Annotated in this window: 10 protein-coding genes; 2 read left to right on the forward strand and 8 right to left on the reverse strand. The window is 61.7% G+C overall.

The genetic code is table 11. The annotated features are described in order from the left end of the window. Positions 1-13: 13 nt before the first annotated feature. From RS901_RS38030 to RS901_RS38045, 4 genes are all read right to left on the reverse strand, one after another. A complete protein-coding gene (locus RS901_RS38030) occupies positions 14-3,193 on the reverse strand; it encodes a CusA/CzcA family heavy metal efflux RND transporter (protein ID WP_316157953.1) in 3,180 nt (1,059 codons plus the stop codon). A 17-nt stretch (positions 3,194-3,210) separates the two neighbouring features. Then, positions 3,211-4,701 carry an efflux RND transporter periplasmic adaptor subunit gene (locus tag RS901_RS38035; protein ID WP_316157954.1) on the reverse strand — a complete coding sequence of 497 codons (1,491 nt, stop codon included), beginning with the start codon at positions 4,699-4,701 and terminating at the stop codon, positions 3,211-3,213. Continuing rightward, complete coding sequence (locus tag RS901_RS38040) at positions 4,698-6,032, reverse strand: TolC family protein (RefSeq protein ID WP_316157955.1); 1,335 nt, start codon at positions 6,030-6,032, stop codon at positions 4,698-4,700. Before RS901_RS38040 ends, RS901_RS38035 begins: the two co-directional genes overlap by 4 nt. 95 nt (positions 6,033-6,127) lie before the next feature. Then, positions 6,128-6,511: a hypothetical protein gene (locus RS901_RS38045; protein ID WP_316157956.1), complete on the reverse strand. Its 384-nt coding sequence runs from the start codon at positions 6,509-6,511 to the stop codon at positions 6,128-6,130. Positions 6,512-6,624: 113 nt separating this feature from the next. On the opposite strand from RS901_RS38045, the gene RS901_RS38050 reads away from it, so the two are divergent. Beyond that, positions 6,625-7,683 carry a DMT family transporter gene (locus tag RS901_RS38050; RefSeq protein ID WP_316157957.1) on the forward strand — a complete coding sequence of 353 codons (1,059 nt, stop codon included), beginning with the start codon at positions 6,625-6,627 and terminating at the stop codon, positions 7,681-7,683. Positions 7,684-8,049: 366 nt separating this feature from the next. On the opposite strand, the gene RS901_RS38055 is transcribed toward RS901_RS38050, so the two are convergent. Next, a complete protein-coding gene (locus tag RS901_RS38055) occupies positions 8,050-9,408 on the reverse strand; it encodes an IS1182 family transposase (RefSeq protein WP_316153348.1) in 1,359 nt (452 codons plus the stop codon). A gap of 846 nt (positions 9,409-10,254) precedes the next feature. On the opposite strand from RS901_RS38055, the gene tnpC reads away from it, so the two are divergent. Then, positions 10,255-11,709, forward strand: coding sequence for an IS66 family transposase (gene tnpC, locus RS901_RS38060; protein ID WP_316148913.1), 1,455 nt, complete (start codon positions 10,255-10,257; stop codon positions 11,707-11,709). A gap of 580 nt (positions 11,710-12,289) precedes the next feature. Here tnpC and RS901_RS38065 read toward each other — a convergent pair. The 3 genes from RS901_RS38065 to RS901_RS38075 all read right to left on the reverse strand — a co-directional run bounded on the left by RS901_RS38065 (position 12,290) and on the right by RS901_RS38075 (position 17,199). Continuing rightward, positions 12,290-13,186 carry a serine protease gene (locus tag RS901_RS38065; RefSeq protein ID WP_316157958.1) on the reverse strand — a complete coding sequence of 299 codons (897 nt, stop codon included), beginning with the start codon at positions 13,184-13,186 and terminating at the stop codon, positions 12,290-12,292. After that, entirely contained in the window at positions 13,186-14,667 is a 1,482-nt protein-coding gene (locus tag RS901_RS38070; RefSeq protein ID WP_316157959.1) for a hypothetical protein, read from the reverse strand. Before RS901_RS38070 ends, RS901_RS38065 begins: the two co-directional genes overlap by 1 nt. A 288-nt stretch (positions 14,668-14,955) precedes the next feature. Beyond that, complete coding sequence (locus tag RS901_RS38075) at positions 14,956-17,199, reverse strand: hypothetical protein (RefSeq protein ID WP_316157960.1); 2,244 nt, start codon at positions 17,197-17,199, stop codon at positions 14,956-14,958. Positions 17,200-17,264: the final 65 nt, after the last annotated feature.

Raw genomic sequence — 17,264 nt, forward strand, 5'->3', positions numbered from 1 at the left:
AAGCAAAAGGGGCCTAATCGCCCACACCCTCCAAAGGTGGCGCAATGCCACGGGCAAGACGCGCTGTTTGCGAGCGTTCTTTCGCGTCATTCCGATACACCCATCTGTAGAGCAATGGCAGGACAAGCAGGGTCAGGAACGTCGAAGACAGGACCCCACCTATGACGACGGTGGCTAGCGGGCGCTGCACCTCGGCACCGGCACCGGTGGCAATCGCCATCGGTACAAAGCCCAACGATGCCACAAGCGCAGTGCACAACACCGGCCGCAGGCGAAGCAACGCGCCATCTCTGACCGCTGCGTCAAGAGGCGTCCCCTCGGCCCGGAGCTGGCGGACAAACGAGACCATCACCAGGCCGTTGAGCACCGCCACCCCGGAAAGCGCGATGAAGCCCACTCCGGCGGAGATGGAGAAAGGAATGTCGCGGAGCCACAGCGCGATAACGCCCCCGGTCAATGCAAACGGCACGCCGGTAAATACCAACAGGCCATCCTTTACGCTTGTGAACATGCCGTACAGCAACAGGAAGATCAGGCCAAGCGCGACGGGGACAACGATCTCGAGCCGGTTGGCAGCGGACTCCAGCCGCTCGAACTGACCGCCCCAGCTAGACCAATAGCCTGCAGGCAACTTGATGCCGCCGCCAACCTTCGCTTGCGCCTCGCGGACGAATGAGCCCAGGTCTCTGCCACGAACGTTTGCCGTCACAACCACCCGGCGCTTGCCGTTCTCGCGGCTCAACTGGTTGGGACCCTGCGTCACGTCCAGCGTGGCTACCTCCCCAAGCAACACATAGCGCGCCGTTCCGCCCGGCACGGGAAGCAGCAGCATGCGCAATTTGTCCGGGTCGGAACGAACCTGCTCCTGCAGGCGCACGACAATATCGAAGCGCCGGTCGCCTTCGAACAAGGTGCCGCTTTCCTGCCCGCCGATGGCTGTGTTCACCACCCGCTGTGCACTGGCCAGGGAAATACCGTAGCGGGCGAGCTTTTGCCGGTCAAAGTTCACCGACAACACCGGCAATCCCGTCAGTTGCTCAGCTTTGACGTCAGCGGCACCCGGCACGGATTCCAGCAACGCTTCGGCGCGCTTGCCCAGGCTCTCCAGGGTCTCCATGTCATCGCCAAAGATCTTGAACGCCACGTCGGCGCGCACGCCTGACAGGAGTTCATTGAATCGCATCTGGATAGGCTGGGTGAACTCGTAGTTGTTGCCAGGAATCCTGGCAACAGCCTGCTCCATTTCTGCAACCAGGGTCTCTTTGCGCTTGCGCGGGTCCGGCCACTCGGACGACGGCTTCATGATGACGAAGTTATCGGCCACGCTGGGCGGTACCGGGTCCGTCGCGATCTCGGCCGTTCCGATCTTGGCGAAGACGCGGTCCACTTCCGGAAACGCCTTGATGCGCTTCTCCAGCGCCTCCTGCATCTGGATTGCCTGGGACAGACTGGTGCCTGGAATCCGCAGGGCATGCAAGGCAATGTCCCCTTCGTTGAGGCTGGGAATGAACTCCGAACCCATCCTTGCCGCAAGCACCGCACTTCCGGCGAGGATGGCGCCGGCGATCCCGAGGGTAAGAACTGGCCTGCCCAATGCACGATCGAGCTGCCGCGCATAGAGACGTTTGATCGCGGCGTAGGCCCTGCCTTCGCTCTCCTTGATGCTCCCGGTCAGGCACATGGCGATGGCGGCGGGCACGAAGACCACGGACAGAATGATGGCGCCGACGAGCGCCAGCACGACCGTGAGCGCCATCGGATGGAACATCTTTCCTTCAACGCCGGTCAAGGCAAAGATGGGCAGGTAGACCACCATGATGATGAGTTGCCCGTAGAGAATGGCCTTGCGCGCCTCGCGCGAAGACTTGAATACCAGGGCAAAGCGTTCGTCGCGGGTCAACGGGCGCCCCAGCCGGCGCTGCTCGTGCGCGAGGTGTCGGATGCAGTTTTCGACGATGACGATCGCACCGTCGATGATGATGCCGAAATCGAGCGCCCCGAGGCTCATCAGGTTGGCGCTGATACCGTTGCCCGCCATGCCGGTGATCGTGAACAGCATGGAGAGGGGAATCACCATTGCGGTGATGATCGCGGCGCGCAGGTTGCCGAGCAGTACGAAGAGCACGGCGATGACGAGTGCGGCCCCCTCAAGCAGATTCTTGCTGACGGTATTGATCGTGCGGTCCACCAGAGTGGTCCGGTCGTACACGGGTTCCGCGACTATGCCGCCGGGCAGGCTGGCATTGATTTCCTGAAGCCGGGCGGCGGCGGCGGACGAAACCGTGCGGCTGTTCTCGCCGATCAGCATGAAGACCGTTCCCAGCACCACTTCCTGACCGTTTTCCGTCGCCGCACCGTTACGCAGTTCCTGGCCCAGATGCACCGTGGCAACATCACCGATGCGGATCGGCGTGCTGCCGCGGGTTTCGATGACGATGGCAGACAGGTCGTCCAGGGACGTCACCTGTCCGGGCGAGCGAACCAGGTATTGCTCGCCCTGGCGTTCGATGTATCCGGCGCCGACGTTGGCATTGTTCTCCGCGAGCGCACGCGAGACATCCGCAAGGGTCAAGCCAAATCCGGCCAGCTTTGTCAGGTCCGGGGTCACGTGGAACTGTTTGACAAAGCCACCAACGGAGTTCACCTCGGTGACACCCTTTACCGTGCGCAACTGCGGCCGGATGATCCAGTCCTGGACCTCGCGCAAATCGGTCGGGGTATAGGCGGAACCATCTTCCTTGTGGGCGCCGGGGCGAGCCTTCACCGTGTACATGAAGATTTCGCCCAGGCCGGTCGCGATCGGCCCCAACGCCGGGGTGACGCCGGGCGGCAGCCGCTCACGGGCCTCGGTTATCCGCTCGTTGACGAGCTGCCGGGCGAAATAAATGTCGGTGCCGTCCTTGAAGGCCACAGTCACCTGGGACAGCCCGTAGCGCGAGACCGAGCGCGTGGCCTCAAGACTCGGCAGGCCGGCCATCACCGTCTCGATTGGGAAGGTGACGCGCTGCTCAACCTCAAGTGGCGAATACCCCTCCGCGCGCGTGTTGATCTGCACCTGCACATTGGTGATATCAGGCACCGCGTCGATGGGCAGCCTGAGGAGGCTTGCGATGCCGACCAGGACGAGGGCGAGGACGCCCAGCATCACAAGCCAGCGGCGCTGGATGGAGAATTGAAGCAATCTGTCGAACATGGCGGACTCCCGTGGCCTCAGTGGTCGTGTGTCGCGCCGGCCTTGCCCAGCTCGGCCTTCACGGTGAAGCTGTTTCCGGCCGCGTACTTCTCGCCGGCTGACAGGCCCTCGATCACCTCCACCATCTTCCCGTCACTACGCCCAAGTTCGAGCGGACGGGCTTCGAGGTATTGCCCGTACCGGCCAAACACGACTTTCCAGTCACGCACTGTCTGGATCGCACTCTTGTCCACCGCGACAGCGACATCCTGCTCGCCAGTGGTCAGCACAGCATTGACCAGCGTGCCCGGACGCCACACACCTTCGCGATTGGGAAGGACAACGCGCGCCGTGGCCGTGCGTGTCTGCTCGCCGGCGACCGCGCTGACTGCCTCCACCTTGCCCTGCGCCTCGGTCTCGCCATCGCTCGCCTTGATGACGACAGCCTGGCCGGGGCGCACGGCGGCCATGTCCTTCGGATAGATGGGCAACTCGACCCAGACCGTGGACGTGTCCGCGACTGACATCAGGACGGTGCCGGCGTCGACAGCCTGGCCCGGCGCGACTGACTTCCCCGTGACCACGCCGTCAATGGGGGCGCGCAGCTCGACCCGGGCGACGTTGGCGCCGCCGCCGGCGGTCACGCGCATCGCCTCCAGCTTACGTGCGGCGGCGTTTGCGGTGATCTGGGCTTCGCGATAGGCTTGCCGCGCTGCGAGCACGTCCTGTTCCGGCGAAATGCGCTCGGCAAAGAGCTTTTCCTCCCGCTCGAGTGTTCGCCGATACAGCTGCGCCTTGTCTCGCGCGACGGCGAGCGCGCTACGCAAGTCGCCGACTTCAGGGCTTTCCACAACTGCCAGTATGTCGCCACGCTTGACGTGCGTCCCTTCCCCAACTGGCGCCGCGACCACGGTTCCATTGAACTGCTGCAACAGCGGGACGAAGCGGTCGCCATTGGGCTTGATCGCGCCGGGCAGCTCAAGGACGGAACGAATGCGGACTGGCCCCGCGGTCAGTACATTGACGCCCGCCTCCTTCAACTGCGCGTCGCCCATCTCGACCCGCGCTTCGACCTGCGCGTATCGCCAGCGCGACGTCTTGCCATTGTGGTCGGCGGACACGGTCACATCGAACGAGTGCGGCTCGACCACGGTCTTGTCGCCACGCAGGTAGTCCCGTTCGGCATGGAAAGCGATGGGCTCGGCCGGCCGGCCCAGGCGTTGCAGCGAGATCGTCGCTTGCGAAGCCTTGGGCGGTAGCGGCTTGCCGTTCTCATACAGATAGAGCCGGAACTGCGGAGGGACGCCTTGCTCGAAGATCGTCACTTCGACCTGGAACGGCCCATCCTCGAGCACGCGCCCGCCGTGTGGGCCGCGTTTGGCTGCTTCCGCGGCTGGCGCCTCGGAGCCGTGTGCGGCTTGAGCGGACTGAGGCGAACTGCCTGCATTGCGAGTTCCGAGTTGAAAACCGGCAATGATTCCGACGAGGAGCGTGGCCACAGCCAGTGCGACAGCGGACTTGGTGTTCATGGTTGCGCTCCCGGGTTGGCCGCCGGGCTACCGGCATATTCAAGGATCTCGTTCTTCAGACGCTCGTACCGCGCCGCGGCGGCGATGTACTGAGCTTCGTTGCGGAAGTAGGCACGCTGTGCGTCCAGTGCTTCCAGGTAGGAAAACTTGCCGAACTCATAGCCTTTCATGACCGCACGAGCCGTTTCACGCGAAGCGGGAAGTACCGCTTCGCGCAGGGTCTTGAGTTCGTTGGCCGCCAGTGTGATGCCGTCGGACAGCTCGAGCGCCCTGAGCTGCAACTGGTCACGTGTGGCATCGGCTTCCAGGCGGGCTCGGTCTACGTGCTGGGTCACCTCGTAGATATTCCCCTGATTCCGGTCAAACAGCGGCAAGGGGATGCCGACGGATAACATCAACGTATTCTGCGCGGTGGGCTGGCCAAACGTGGGGGCCTGGTGGACCCGCTTGACGCCCGCGGCAACCGTAACGTCGCCGACCCGGCGAGCGCGCTCCAGCTCAAGCCGCGCCTCTTGCTCGCGGATGGCTTGCTGCCGTGCCTGATATTCCGGGCGCTGCGACAGGGCGTTCAAAACGATCTGGCGACTCGGGAACGCTGCCGCCTCGCCAAACGGCCCGCTGACCGTCGTGAAATCCGGCGCATCGGTGCGGGCCCAGAAGCTGGCCAGTCGCCGGCGGGCCAGCGCAGTCCGTTGCCTCGCGTCCTGCGCCTCGATGAGAGCGCCTCCCGCATCCGAGCCGACTTTCTCCCGCTCGATCGGCGACACCTTGCCCGCATCTACGCGGCGGCCAACTGCACTCCGGAAAGACTCGATGGTCTCCAGCTTCTGGCCCGCCAGGCGCTCCAGCGCCTCGGCCTCCTGCAGCGATACGAAGGCGCTGGCAACCATGATGCGCAGCTCGCTGCGCCTGGCCGCCAGGGTAGCGCTGGTCCGGTCCCTGCCTGCCTCGGCTACGGCAGCACGGGCCCGTCGCTTTCCGCTTACGTCAATGGGCTGAATCAGACGGATCGCCTCAGTGCGGCTGTCGCTGCGCAACTCGTCGCCCTCCAGGGAGAGTTCGGGATTCGCGTAGGCCCCGGCCTGGCGAACCGTGCCATCCCAGGCAAGCCGCTCCTTCTCTGCGGCGAGGAGTGAAGGATTCGCTGCCAGCGCGCGGCTTTGCGCGGCTTGCAACGTCAATGCGGGATGTGCGGAAACCGAGGCTGCAGGTGCGGCAGCGCCGATGCCGGCATCAGACGGCTGGGCATGCGAAGCGCACGGCTGGAGCGTCAGGAGAAACGCTGCTGCCGTTGCCGCGCGCCGGCCGCGTGGGCACGGAAATGCGACCATGTCGGAACTCGTTAAGCGACAGGAATGGGCCGCCGACGTGGGCAAGCCGCGTCAGCAGATAGGCTTGGACGGCGCAGAGGAAGCGCCTGGTGGGGTCAGACTCGGGGCGGCTTGAAGGGAAGACCTGGAGGCTGGTCGGTCGGGGCGTCTGCTGCGGTATGTGATGGCGGTGTCCCCGTGCGCTCCAAAATCACCAGGGGCGCATGCGGATGCAGCGTGGCAGGCAGTTGGGCGAAGGCATGCAGTGCGCCATGTGGAATGCCGGAATCGTCGTCGTGATCGGACACGGCAAATTCGGCAGCAAGTTGCTCACCACCGTCTGCCTTGCCATCCAGCCCGGCAGCATCGTGCGCGTGCTCCAGTGCGTGTTCCATTTCGTGGTGGAGCCATGCCGGCGCCGCAGCCAAGGTCGCGCCGCAGTTCAGAACGAACAGCAGCGTCACCAGACGGACGACGAAGCGCGATACAAGGCGTTGCACGAACCAGCCAGCGGTGCCGCGGGGAGGCCGCTGCACTCGCAATATGGATAACAGGCTCGTATTCTCCGCAAACGCGCGACAATAGGCAACCATTCCCCCATGACATTGCTGACATGTCCCTTCGTTCCGCCGCCCCGGCACTCGCCGCCGCACTCCTGTTCGGCGCTAGCACGCCGCTGGCCAAGACCCTGACGGGCTCAGTCTCGCCGCTGTTGCTGGCGGGACTGTTGTACCTGGGTAGCGGCCTGGGCCTTGGCGGATTCCTGCTCTTAAGGAAGCTCACGCGGAAGGCCGACAGCCGGACCCCACCGCAACCTCCGATTCCGAGGCATGAAATTCCGTGGCTTTTGGGAGCGATCCTGGCTGGTGGAGTGGCCGGCCCGGCACTTCTGATGACCGGGCTTGCTGTGACCAGCGCGGCATCCGCCTCGCTCCTATTGAATGTGGAGGGCGTCTTCACGGCGCTCATCGCCTGGATCGTGTTCAAGGAGAACGCCGATCGGCAGATTGTGCTTGGCATGGTTGCCATCGTTGCGGGGGGCATTCTTCTTTCCTGGCAGCCGGGTGCTGCCACCTTGTCCCCAGGTGCGCTGCTCATTATTGCCGCCTGCGGATGCTGGGCGGTCGACAACAATCTCACCCGGAAGGTGTCCTCGAATGATGCAGTCCTGATCGCCTGTCTGAAGGGCTTGGTCGCGGGCGCATGTAATACGGGATTCGCACTGGTTGCAGGCGGCACGCTCCCGGGAGCGTTACCTTTAGCTTCGGCGATGGTGATCGGCTTTGCCGGCTATGGCGTGAGCCTGGCGCTGTTTGTGATCGCGCTTCGTCATCTTGGTACGGCCAGGACAGGTGCTTATTTCTCAGTGGCCCCCTTGTTCGGTGTGGTCATCTCCTTCCTCTTGTGGCCGGAGATACCGAATGTCCTGTTCTGGCTCGCCGCAGCGCTGATGGCATTGGGTGTGTGGCTGCATCTGCGCGAACGGCACGAGCACGAACACACTCATGAAGCGATGGAACACACGCATGCGCATCGTCACGATGAACACCATCAGCACGAGCATGATTTTTCGTGGGATGGAAAGGAACCCCACGTGCACGCCCACCGACACGCCCCCATCGTTCACAAGCATCCCCACTACCCGGACATTCATCACAGGCATTCGCACTAGTATCGATGTCCATTGGTCGCCATCAAGCATCGTCGGGTGGCGCACCTCATCTCCTCGGCGATTTGGTTCACAGGCATAATGGTAGCCGGCAGTCTCATACGGGCGCGCAACAAACAGCGTTACACGAGTGGAGTATGGCTAAGGACGTTGGGGGGATCCTCCCAACGCTAACTTCACAGTGGACCACCAGGAATGGTTGCCTAGGAGTCCGTCGGACTTGAGCCCGGGCGAATCCGAATGATCGGTGCGACGAGATTTTTGGACGGCAATCGCGCTGATCGAACGCTCTTGATGGTTGACGAGGCACTGTGATGGCACATTGGAGCGCCTTAGGGGCTCGGCTTTGGGTAGTCGAGGCGCACTTTGCTATCCAACCGCTCGCAGAACGTGCATGCGCTTGATGTTCCAGGCCATGGTCACAAGACTCCATTCGCCTTGCGCCTTGTCCAGCCCGCGCATGCTCATCTGGCGCCAACCCATTACCCGTTTGATGATGCCGAACACCGGCTCCACCGTCTGCTTGCGCAAGCTGTAGAGGGCGCGCCCGGCTTGTGTGCCCAGTCGGTGCGCCATCTGCACAACCGGGTCCGTGGTCTGGGGCTGCGGCACATCGGGGGCAAAGCGCTCCAGCACAGGGGCATGATGCGGCTCCCGCCTTAGCGCCAGCAGCGGCTCGATCCCTGCATCGTGGCACGCGATCACGTTGGCCTGACTGAAGAAGCCGTTGTCCGTGATCAGCGTGCGCACCTCGCCCAGCACCGCAGGCAACGCCGCGATCTGCTCCAGCGTGGGCACGACTTCGCGCTTGTCGTTGCACGCCTGGCTCACGTGCTGGGTGACCACCATCATCGTCTCTGTGTCTACCCCGGCTTGCGCGTTGTAGCTTTGTTCGAAGCCACCCCCCGAGACGGGCATGATGCGTGACTCTTCATCCGTGAGGTTCACCTGATCGCCATCCTTGGGCCCCGCCTCTGGTGGCTCGGGATCCTTGCCGCGCGGCTTCTTGCCAGCGTCCCGCTGAGACTTGCGCTTAGCCGTCTTGGCCTCGTACTCCTGCTGTTCGAGTTGATGACGCTCGGCGGCGCGCTGCTCGATCTTTGCCTTGGCCAGCGCCATCGCGCTCAAGCGGTCTTCGCGTCGAGCGATCTCCGCCGGCACGTCCATGCCATCCGGGATGGCTGCGCGGTCGCTGTTCTCGGCCAGCGCAAGCAGGGCCTGCACTTCCTGTCGTAACTGCGCCTCGATCTTTTGGGCATGACCCCACGACAGGGCGCGGTGCTTGCTCGCGTTCGCGTCGATCTTGGTGCCGTCCAGCGCAATGTGCCCGAGCTTGAGCAGTTTCATCTCGCGCGCCAGCACCAGCACCTGCACAAACAGCGCCTCCACCTCCTTCAGGAATCGACGCCGGAACGTCGCCAGCGTGTCGTGATCCGGGTGGGTGTTGGCTGCCACATAGCGGAAGGCCACCGAGTCGTAGGTCGCGCGTTCGAGCTTGCGGCTCGAGTGCACGCCATTGGCATAGCCGTAGATCAGCAAGCCCAGCAACACGGCGGGATGGTGCGCCGCCGAACCCCGGCCCGCGTATTGGCGTGTCAGTTCGCTCAGATCGAGCTGCTCGATGACTTCGACTACGAAGCGCGCCAAGTGATCATCGGGCAGCCATTCGTCCACTGAGGGCGGCAACAGGTACGCGGTATCTCGGTCTACGGGAACGAAGCGGCTCATCGGGTAGGTCTTTGGTTGTGCGCCAGCGATTATCTCGGACAACGTCATCTTGCGGAAGACTGCAAAGCCCGACAAACTCCTAGGGCCAATGTCCGCTTCGGCCGAGCACCTGCCGGCCGACCCGAATACACGAATGACCGTTGCACCCTGGAAGCTGCCGTAAACGCCACGCCGGGTCGAAGGGCCGCAGGGGGTCGACTCCTGCCGGCCGGCGTCACCCTAGGGGATTTCGGGGTCTATCAGGCGCTTCCCGGCCAGAAGCAGCCAGTCGGATCATCGGCCAAGAGCCGTCATCCAACGTCGAAGTGAGCGGCCTGCGCGGCATTTCGCGCAGGTCCGATCGACTGCCGGGTTAGAAGGGCAAATTAACGAGAGCCCCCTGTCATTTATTTTTTGGCGGATTGCTAGATTTGCTAGGTTTGAGGGACGGTGTATTCCCTGGTGTGGTTTTGTTATCACGGCGGCGCTGATCCGGTTTCCCTGTTGATTCTGCTATCGGCTTTGGCCCTGGTTTAAGTGCCATGAATGCTCTCCTTTGTGGTTTAAAAGTTACAGTGTGCGCATACGTTCTAACTTGGTTTTAGGAAAACAGCGTTGCTGTGTAACACCGCCACCTGTCTCCCTAACATCGGCGCATGGATCGCGGCCTGCATCCCGCACGAGTGCTGTTAAGGCGAAATGGATATTCATACAGTACCAACACTCCACGAACAGCGGCACGCTGGGCCGGAGTCACTTTACCTCACTTTGACCATGAACGGCGGTGCGGGCGAGCGGGTTTTCTCGTCTGGACGTAACTATTCAGCGGGTGTTGTAAACATTGGCTGAACCCGGCATAGTGTCGGGATGTCGAATAAGACCCCCGAGTTGCCGGTTCCCGATTTGAAGTCGATGACGCACGAGCAGAAAGATGCGTTCATCATCGAACTGGTCGCAATGGTCAATACGCTTCTGAAGCGGGTGGATGAGTTGGAGGCAAGGCTCGGGAAGGACAGTCACAACTCGAGCAAGCCGCCATCGTCGGATGGCTTGCGCCGCAAGCCGAAGTCTCTGCGCGAGCGTGGCAAAGCAAAGGCCGGTGGTCAGCCCGGCCACAAGGGCAACACGCTCAAGCGCGTTGAGCAGCCTGATCACGTTGAAATCCATTCGGTTGCGCCGTTGTGCGACGCTTGTGGTCAGCCGATTGCCCGCGAGGACGTGTCGGTATTGGCCGAATCGCGGCAGGTCATTGACCTGCCGCCAATCCGCTTTGAAGTGACCGAGCATCGCGTCGAGCGGGCACAGTGCGGATGCGGGAAGGTGCATCGCGCAGCGTTCCCCGCAGGCGTGAGTCAGGCGGCGCAGTACGGATCGCAGATCAAGGCGGCAGTCGTGTACCTGACGCAATATCAGCAGCTGCCGGTGGACCGTACGACCCAGGCGCTGGCCGATCTGTTCGGTGTGCGGCTGAGCACAGGTACAGTCCAGAACTGCATCAACGAAGCCGCCTTTGCGCTCAAGCCTGCCGTTGCACAGATCAGGCAGGCGTTGCAGGAGGCGACCGTGGCACACTTCGACGAATCGGGGGTGCACGTGGCAGGCAAGCTTCACTGGCTGCATAGCGTATCGACGGCGATGCTCAGCTGGCTGGGCGCGCATCAGAAGCGGGGCAAAGAGGCCATGGACAGTCACGGCATTCTCCCGGCGTTCACGGGCGTTGCCGTGCATGACGGCTGGGCCCCCTATGCGCACTATGAATGCGAGCACGCGTTGTGCAACGCCCATCACCTGCGCGAGCTGATTTTCATCTCGGAAACCACACAGCAGCCCTGGGCCGCAAAGCTGATTGAGCTGCTGCGCCAAGCGTGCGGCGAGGTCGGCCGCAGTATCGACCAGGGTGCGCAGAGCCTGCCCAAACAGCGTCAAAGTTACTACCGGCAGCGTTCGAGCAAGTTGATTGCCGAAGGCCGTAGACTCAATCCGCAGCAGCAGCGTGCCCCCTCGCAGGCAAAGCAGCGAGGCAAGATCAAGCAAAGCCCTGCGTTCAATCTGCTGGCGCGTCTGGAACGTCATGCCGACCAGGTCTGGCGCTTTATTGCCGATCATCGGGTGCCATTTACGAATAATCTGGCCGAGCGCGACATCCGCATGCCCAAGCTCAAGCAGAAAGTCTCTGGCTGCTTCCGCAGCCAAAACGGTCTCGACGCGTTCTGCACCATCCGCTCCTACCTCGCCACCCTGCGCAAGCAGTCCCGACCTCTCTTTGAAGCCTTGGCTCACGCGTTCACCGGCAACGTGCTTTCGCCCATGCCCGCTGAATAGTTACGTCTGGACAAAGATTCTGAGCGCCTGCTTTCGGCCGCATTGGCGTCAGCTTCGGGTCGGTTAGAGCCGGCGGGCCATGGCAACCGTCATCCGGCAGGCAGAGACCGGCCATGAGCAGCCGCTCGACGATGGCCGCTTTGCGGTGTTGTGCTCTGGTGAGATCATCATCAAAGCAGCGTCATCGCATCCATCGAGCTGCGTACAGCACCACCCTCGAACTGGTAGCGGCTCCTTCAACGACAGCAGTTCGACATTTCGTACGGCCGCTCCGGGTCGGCTACAGTCCGTCGCCGCCAGTTGTCCGGGCTGCCGGGTCGATCGGGCACTTCCGGCCACAACCGGTCGGTCGAGGTCGACATCCAATTCGAACATCCAAGGTCTCGTCCGCCCTCGCTCAATGGCTGGTCTCCGGCGAGCGAGTCTCCGGGTGGCAATGCCTCGACCCGGCCAGAAAGAGCCATTGAAGTTCCGATCCTAGATTGTGTGCAATCCCTGCTGGAAGTACATTTCGCTGAGCAATTTGCGTCTGTGGCCGGTTGCAATTTCAAATTGGCTTGGGAAGCTAGACAAACAAGGCTCAGCAAATGCGGTTGGCGATATCCTGCGCGGTACATGGTTTTGGTTTTCGAACCTCTTCGATCCATGCAAGGTATTCGGCCACCGGCGTGTACACACCTGGCGACGTGGCCTTCCCGCAGCTGTCCCCGAAGCTCACGATGCCAAGCTGGACCGCTCGACCATCTGTCATGCGCTGGTATAGAGGACCTCCGCTGTCGCCAGTACAGGCATCTTTACCAACTTCGCCTGCGCAGATCGCTTTCGCAGGGAGCACTGAGCCGTAGTGGGCCTTGCAAGCGTCGTACTGGATCACTGGCACTTCAACCGCCAACAGCTCACGGGACTTCCAACCATTGGCCTCCGTGAGCCCCCATCCAGTGGTCATGAATCGCGCGCCCGGCACCACCAGTGTCGCTGCCTGCGCGGGCGATGGAAGCTGGACGAAGGCGCTCATCGAAACGGGCTCCCTCAGCCCGATCAACGCGATATCGTTGCTCTTGCTTCCGCAACTGTAGCCCTTCCCGGGGCGAAGCTCCGCAGGAGCCATGAGAGAAACCTTCTTTCCGAGATCAGTGCTGCCATAGGCAACAAAGAACGCTTGGCGGGTGAGCTGGACGCAGTTTTTGGGGTCGTAGAGGCAATGCCCTGCGGTCAGTACCCACTGGGAATCAATCAGAGTGCCACCGCAGAACACACCCTCTACGTGGTTGGTACCGATTGACGACACTAAGGCAACTTGCCAAGGGGACTCCCCTGAACTGACGATGCGGCCACCGATCACCTCGATCTCTCGGGTAGACAAGGGCCTTGGGACGCCCAGCGGTTCCGCCGCGCGGCTCCAGCTCGCCGACATGAGTAACGCCGTCGCCATCAGCACTTGCACACCTGCTCGGCTTTGAGCCGTCACGGCGCACATCAGTCGATCTCCGGATACGGTACCGACATCCCGGCCTTGCGGTGGGCATCGTTCGCTGCGATCTTCGCCTTCAGAAGCTTAATCCGCGCATCCGCGATGTCGACCTGCACGGCGGGATCCTGCAAGAGCGCATCCGCTAACCCGGCTTCGGCCTTCGTCACTTCCAGATCCGCAACGAGCACCCCGGTGCGGGCTGCGCGCGCCGTCGTCGCTTCGCTGTCCTTCTCCGCCTGTGTCTTGGGCAGGAGCTTCGCCTGCAATGCCGCGCTTACATCGGCCTTTGAGGAGCTCAAGGCATTGCCAAGATAGAGCGCGAACTTGCTGCCTTCGCGAGTCTCGCTCAGTGTTAACTGCGTGGTGAAGTAGGTAAAGGTCTTGGCGGCGACGTCAGTCGCCGTCGGTCGATTGCTGCAATCGGCCGCGGTCTTTTTGGCGGGATCCGCCGGCACATAAGTGCACACACGCTTGGCCCATTCCTTTCGCGGGTCATTGCGATTTCGTTCCTCAAGCGCGGTCTCCAGATCCTCCCTGACTTTCGCCAGCGGATACGTGCAGCGGTAGTCATACACCTGGTGCTCTTTGCCTAGATGCCGGTTCTGCCCTTCGATCGCATCGCACATCGTCTTTGCCTTCCGGCTGACGTCTGGGTCCTCGTAGAGGTCGGGGGCTTTTCCGAATGGCTTCGGCGTCGGTTCGGAGAGAATATCCAGGGCCAGAAGGTAGGGAGCCACTTCCGCCTCGCGTTTCTCCTTGGCCTTGGTCGCATCGGCCGACTCGGTAGGGAATGCGATGGGCAAGGTGGCCGCACTCCGCAACCGCCAATCCTCCCCCTTCAGCTCAGTATCCCGAACCACATCCTTGAACGTCATCTCTGCAGAACCGAAAGGTTGCGCCGCACCGGGCACGGTGAAGGTCACCGCTGCAACATAGTCCCGATCCTTCCGGCTGAACACCGAATGTTCATCGAACTCGCCGACCTTCAGGTATTGGGGCACGAGCTGGAAGTACTTGAGGCCCCGAAGCGGCTTCAGCTTGGCTTCTACCTGGAAGTTGGCGCTCTGCAACCCCTTGAATTCATCACTATTCTGGGCCCACTGCGGAGTACTTGACTTTGTTTCGTCGAAGACGCCGCGGACAATCACCAGGCAATTGACCTCGACTGCCAAGTCCGCGTCCTGACTGACCGAGTAGAAGTCAGTTGCCGATTTTGCCGTGGTGACGAAGGTCTTTGTTTGCCCTGCGGCCTTCAATGCCTCCGCGGCGGTATCGACAGCGCCCTCGATCAGTTTGGGAGCCACGGCAGCGACCAGCAGACCCAGCAAGGCAACTCGATTCTTTCTGGCATCGATGACAGGCTGCGGATCACTTGGGCAAGATGGCAGCCATGCAACGCGAGTCTGTCTCAGCTCGTCTGCCGCCGTGGCAAGGCTGCAAGCGCCTGCAAGCACAAGACTCGCCGTCCAGATAACGATACGTTTCATTTCCCTCTCCCCAAGTTGTATCAACTATCGTATGAACGCAACTCCATTGCGCCATCCCACAGACGTGGTAGAGATCGCTCATCGGCGATAAACAGCACGGTGCGGTTCAGCGTCCAATCGCATTGGGTCGAACTTGCCCACCTGGAGCCTTCGGCTTGCTCCGGAAAATGGGACGAAACTTCCGTGCCTCGGCGTCGCCGGCCAGCGACTGCGGCGTACGGCATTGAGGCGAGAGGGACTATTCTCTCGTGCCCGACGTTAGGCGGGGCTCACCAAGCCCTGGCGAAGTCACGTTGAAATCATCCAGTCGATGATCCGACCGACTTCCGGCGCTGTCTCGTCAAAGTAATGCGTGTGCGCCCCTCCTCCGATCGATATGTCAGCGGTCGTACAATTTTTACTCAAGGATGTCGCCGCGGCAGTCCATAGATCCCTGCCAACATAGTCACCCGTACGATATACGTTGATCCAGCGGCTAACGCCGAGCGACTGGTAGTCGGCATCCGCCGCCCACCCATACCAGATCGGGAATCGCGATAGATAGAGTTGCCTGAGCGGACATCCGGCGGTGAGAAGATCGATCCGCGGCATTTGGCCGGTCGGGAACGGCCACTGTCGCGTCTGTTGCAGCATTCGGAACAAATCAGCGCTGATGATCGTGCCCTGGCTGTGCGCGACAATCACGATTCTGTCATACGCACGTTCCTTGTTGATCTCCTTAAGTAGCGCGATATACCTGCACATGATTCTTCCGCGCGGATTGCTGGCGAAGGGACGCTCCTTGAGCCAGTTGCTGACGTCCAGCGCGATGTCCAGGATCGCGGCGGCCGCCTTGGGCAAGCGTGCTCTGAGCAGAATGCTAACTGGCACTGCCGCAGCCAGGAGCACTCCCGCACTCCTCAGCCAATCCCTGTCCGCGGGCGCGCCCAACATGTACGGATATCCGCTTGCAAGGGCAACAATCGATATCACCAAAACTATCTCTGCCGGCCATAGCATCGCCCCAGCGCTGTCCAGCCAATACCTCAATCGACCTTCGAGAGGCTGACCAGCTTGATTTGCCCGGGGCGGCTTTGTCTCGAACCAGGCGCTCGGCATCACACTGCTCGCCGCCAGCAACAACGTAATACCTATCAACACGAGAAACAGGTTGGCATGCATTCCCACCGTTGCCGCATAAAGCGTTTCAATGAATGTGTACAGGTTCACACTACAGCCTGGATGACATACGGCCGGGGATGGAACATAGAGAAGTAGCGGGAAATTATGTTTGAAGTCGATAACTTTGCTGATGCGGTCTTTGTCGAGGATCTGCGCAAGAACGGAGGCCCACAGAAGCACCGTGGTCAGGAAAAAAAGGGTTGTTGAGGTCAATACACCGAGTCGACCAGTGCGCAAAGCCCGCATCTCCCGCGCGCCAAGCCTTACGACACCTCCTGCCAGCGACAGGACGCAGATGGCTGCCAGTAGTAAGAACAGCAGCAGCCAAAACATCTGGAGCACAAGAAAGATCGCCGCCGCCATCCACATCGCAACGCCAATCATGCCTGCTTCCTCTGCCGGACTTGCATCAGGCTGAAATGCTGCGACGCCGAAGAGGAACACGGTTGCTAGGAGACCGGCACTGGCCGCGCGACTTCTGACACGATCGCTGTAGCGGAACAACAACCATCGGCTGGCCACCCAGGCGAACCATATGCCAAGCCCCATTGCGGCGTACCCGAGACCGACCGCCGACTCTCGCACTCTGAAAATGGCCACACCTACCGCACCTGCAACTGGGAGCACCAGCATCATTGCTGGCGCTGCACGCGCGGAGAACGAGATCCATAGCCCGATCGCAAGCATGACCACGGCGCCCAGCGCCGGCGCAATCCATGGTGCAAGGCTTGCCGGAATCCACAGTACGATCAGCGCAAGCGCGGGGGCCAGAAAAAACAGATTGGCGATGGGGATCGCGGTCGGCAGCAGACATTCCACGCACCGGTGCGCAGTAGCGGACCAACGTAACACGCGTGAACGTTCGCACTCGGACGATTCTGCGGCGGAGATGGCCGTCTTGCGACCCAACGACGCGAGGTGAAAGAACACTTGGTACAACTCGACGACGAACCTGCTCCAGACTCGCGGCCCGCTCGATAAGTCTGCCCACCTCATCTCAAACATGTCTATCGCGGTCTTCGTACCATTTTGCGCGGTACGCGTACCGGCGAGTCTGATGGTGCGGTAATGCGCCAAGGCGTCGCATTTGTCCAGCCTGTCGATCGCCTTAAGCGAGAACTCAACGTCCACCGTAGGCGACGCGTTCGGGGTTCCGCCCAGATGCCGGCGCCTAACGGGAATTTCTACGACGGTCTCGTCGAACGTGCTATAGCTGTCATTGGCGTTGGGTTGGCATCCGTGACGTTGGAGCAGAGTGACCAACCGCCTGGCCGTTTCGCCAAACTTCGGTGCGCCAACGCCATGGACGGCAATTACCGCGACCTTCTCGGGGATGCGCCGCTCGCGTTCATTGATTGGTTGGTCATCCATCGCATCTCTCGTCAATGAATGTATCGGTGTTTTGTGAATGAACCGGCACAGCCGACAGCAGGGCA

The organism is Cupriavidus sp. BIC8F, assembly GCF_032465815.1.
Lineage (GTDB): Bacteria > Pseudomonadota > Gammaproteobacteria > Burkholderiales > Burkholderiaceae > Cupriavidus > Cupriavidus necator.

What these genes read in the sequence shown, in the direction of transcription:
- RS901_RS38030 (WP_316157953.1), bottom strand. Translation starts at nt 3,193, where the DNA reads ATGTTCGACAGATTGCTTCAATTCTCCATCCAGCGCCGCTGGCTTGTG.
- RS901_RS38035 (WP_316157954.1), bottom strand. Translation starts at nt 4,701, where the DNA reads ATGAACACCAAGTCCGCTGTCGCACTGGCTGTGGCCACGCTCCTCGTC.
- RS901_RS38040 (WP_316157955.1), bottom strand. Translation starts at nt 6,032, where the DNA reads ATGGTCGCATTTCCGTGCCCACGCGGCCGGCGCGCGGCAACGGCAGCA.
- RS901_RS38050 (WP_316157957.1), top strand. Translation starts at nt 6,625, where the DNA reads ATGTCCCTTCGTTCCGCCGCCCCGGCACTCGCCGCCGCACTCCTGTTC.
- RS901_RS38055 (WP_316153348.1), bottom strand. Translation starts at nt 9,408, where the DNA reads ATGAGCCGCTTCGTTCCCGTAGACCGAGATACCGCGTACCTGTTGCCG.
- tnpC (WP_316148913.1), top strand. Translation starts at nt 10,255, where the DNA reads ATGTCGAATAAGACCCCCGAGTTGCCGGTTCCCGATTTGAAGTCGATG.
- RS901_RS38065 (WP_316157958.1), bottom strand. Translation starts at nt 13,186, where the DNA reads ATGTGCGCCGTGACGGCTCAAAGCCGAGCAGGTGTGCAAGTGCTGATG.
- RS901_RS38070 (WP_316157959.1), bottom strand. Translation starts at nt 14,667, where the DNA reads ATGAAACGTATCGTTATCTGGACGGCGAGTCTTGTGCTTGCAGGCGCT.
- RS901_RS38075 (WP_316157960.1), bottom strand. Translation starts at nt 17,199, where the DNA reads ATGGATGACCAACCAATCAATGAACGCGAGCGGCGCATCCCCGAGAAG.